The organism is Streptomyces orinoci (genome assembly GCF_003121295.1).
Lineage (GTDB): Bacteria > Actinomycetota > Actinomycetes > Streptomycetales > Streptomycetaceae > Streptomyces > Streptomyces orinoci.
Map to the genome: position 1 here is coordinate 1 of NZ_PHNC01000028.1, position 2,094 is coordinate 2,094.

Sequence of the window (2,094 nt, forward strand, 5' to 3'; positions counted from 1 at the left end):
GCGCCTGGAGGTAACCGGTGTGTTCGGCGGGGCGGTGATGTAGTCGGCGGGTGAGGCCAGGAAGTCATGCAGCCACCAGGCGAACAGCGCCATCCAGGCCAGCTGCGCCAGCATGGCCAGTGCCCAGGCCAGCCGCAGCCCGCGCCGCAGCCCCTCGGCCAGCACCAGCAGCAGGGCGGGGACCAGTACGGCCAGCACGGTGGCGGGCGAGTGATAGAAGTTGCGCACCGCGTGCACGGCATGGCAGAGCCGGGCGGAGACCGCACAGGAGTCGGCGACCTCCCCGGCGGGGCTGAACACTGACATAGAGGTCGCCGAAGGAGTTCAGGGGTCCATAGGCGTCCTTGTAGAGGATGGCCACCATGGGTCCGATCGCGGAGGCGGCGACCACCAGGGGCGACCAGCACCCGGGCCTCGGTGTGCGAGGAGTGCCGCAGCCGCAGCGGGCCGCGCCGGCGGTACAGCAGGGCACCGCCGGCCAGGCCGCCACCGCCCCGCCCAGCCGCATGATGCCCTGGAGGTGGCCGACATAGAGGGCCATCACCAGGGCGAAGGCGGTCACGCCCAGCCGCATCCGGCGCCGCCAGAGGGCGGTGAGCGGTAGCTGAGGGCGGCGCCGGCCGCCAGGGCGCCCACGGTGGGGGTGACGGTGAGCTCCCCGGTGAGGCTGTCCAGCCACTGTTCGCCGGCCAGCGAGCCGAGCCATACCGCGCCGACGCCCAGCAGGGTGCCCAGGATCTGCCCGCCAGCAGGGTGCCCGCGGTACGGGCCACGCCAGCCGCCGCTCGGAGGGCACCACCAGCAGCAGGACCAGCGCGGTGGCGCTGAGGTAGCCGCCGAGGCCGGGGCACCACAGCAGAGAGCTGGCCGGGGTCCACCAGCGGCCCCCGGCCAGGGCGGGCAGTCCCACGCCGATGCGTTCCATCCGGTGCGGGCGGGGGCCGGAGGCTATGGTTCCGGTGACCGCGCCGACGATCCACAGCACCGCCAGGAAGCCCAGGGTGAAGGGGGCGTGCCGGATGGGGGCCCGCAGCCTCTCCAGGGTGGTGCGCCAGGCGGTCCGGCGGTCGCCGACCCTGGGCGCGGCGGCCGGTGCGCTCATGGGGTCAGCCCCGTCCGCCGGGCGATCCAGGGGAGTTGGCGCTCCAGGCCGGGCCGCCAGACCTGCCAGCTGTGGCCGCCGGGCAACAGCACCCACTCGGCCCGCATCCCGGCCCGTACCGCGGCCTCGTAGACCCTGCGCTGCTGGGGCCGGTAGGTGGCGTCCTTGCTGCCCGCGACAAAGGCGGCGCTGGTGTCCGGAAAGCGCTGACGGGCCATCACATCAAGCGGGTTGACCCGGGCGAAGGCGGCGGTGTCTCCGCCGAAGGCCGCCTTGACGGTCTTGGCGGGGCTGCCCAGGGTCGGCACATCCTGCCCGGAGATGTCATTGATCACCCCGTACACCTGGGGTGCGTTGACGCCCAGCTGGAGCGAGCAGGTGCCGCCGAAGGAGATGCCGGAGACGGTCCAGGCGGCGCGGGCGGTGGCCACCTGAAGATGGGCGTGGATCCAGTCGGGGACATCGGTGGCCAGGTAGGTCTGCACCCGCCCCAGCCGGGAGTCCATACAGAGGGTGTTGGCGAACTGCGAGCCCAGCGGGTCCACGACCACCACCACCGGGGCCAGCCCCCGGTGCCCGGCGGCGAAGGAGTTCATCATCTCCACCAGCCGGCCGGAGTTGATCCAGTCGTCCGGCGCCCCCGGCTGACCGGCCATCAGCACAATGACCGGCAGCAGCGGACGCGGGCTGGTGCGGTAGGCGGGCGGCAGATAGACATAGCCGTCCCGGGCCTTGAACCCCGAACGGACGCCGGGGATGGGCGACTTGGAGAGGGTTCCCTCCCTGGGCAGCCCGGGCGGCGGCCGCCAGACCTCCGAAATCGCCTTGCCGGGCGGGACATTGAGCACCGGCTCGGCGGTTCCGGTGGCCTCGGTCAGCCGGGTGGTCTTCAGCAGCCAGGTGTTGAGGGCCGCTCGCGCGGTGGGGTACTGGTCGAAGTACCGGTTGATCTGGGAGGCGCCCAGCAGCACCACCAGCAGCCCGGCGAGCAC

At 73.0% G+C, this 2,094-nt stretch carries 3 protein-coding genes; 1 reads left to right on the plus strand and 2 read right to left on the minus strand.

Annotated elements, in window-relative coordinates; all coding sequences use genetic code 11:
• Positions 1 to 306, minus strand: a 306-nt coding sequence (locus CV755_RS14565) for a hypothetical protein (protein ID WP_153068674.1), incomplete at its 3' end; no start/stop codon positions are given.
• Between the two features lie 56 nt (positions 307 to 362).
• On the opposite strand from CV755_RS14565, the gene CV755_RS34680 reads away from it, so the two are divergent.
• Positions 363 to 533, plus strand: a complete 171-nt coding sequence (locus CV755_RS34680) for a hypothetical protein (RefSeq protein WP_161968696.1) — start codon at positions 363 to 365, stop codon at positions 531 to 533.
• 565 nt (positions 534 to 1,098) lie between these two features.
• Here the strand turns inward: CV755_RS34680 and CV755_RS14575 are convergent.
• The coding region (locus CV755_RS14575; RefSeq protein WP_161968697.1) for an alpha/beta hydrolase at positions 1,099 to 2,094 on the minus strand (996 nt) is incomplete at its 5' end.